The sequence below is a fragment of the Acinetobacter sp. OYA S30 genome (genome assembly GCF_033599315.1).
GTDB classification, from domain to species: domain Bacteria; phylum Pseudomonadota; class Gammaproteobacteria; order Pseudomonadales; family Moraxellaceae; genus Acinetobacter; species Acinetobacter baumannii.
Window position 1 is genome coordinate 1 of record NZ_JAWVAV010000172.1, and the last position, 314, is coordinate 314.

Consider the following 314-nt stretch of genomic DNA (forward strand, 5'->3'; position numbering starts at 1 on the left):
TCCTAATCTTTGTTACTTGATTAGCAACCTCATTCTCTAACTGAAGGCGAAGTTTTGCCTGCTCCTCAGCCATTTTAGTTGTATCTTGAATAAGCTTATCAAAGTCTTTTGATGAAATATCGCCAGCAGAATAGCCATTAATACCAGCCATATAACTTTGATAGTCTTTCCAGTATTGATTATTATTTTTACCAATACCTTTACCCTTCATTACATTGCCTTCACCTGCATGGTATGCACGTACAGCCTTTTCTAAATCACCTTTAAAAAGCTTCAAAAGATAAGACATGTACTTAGCCGCACCTTCAGCAGAC

Annotated in this window: 1 protein-coding gene; it reads right to left on the minus strand. The window is 36.9% G+C overall.

Features of this window, described 5'->3' with window-relative positions; translation table 11 throughout:
* On the minus strand, window positions 1–314 hold a 314-nt coding region (locus R5R67_RS19670), incomplete at both ends, for a lytic transglycosylase domain-containing protein (RefSeq protein ID WP_318755234.1).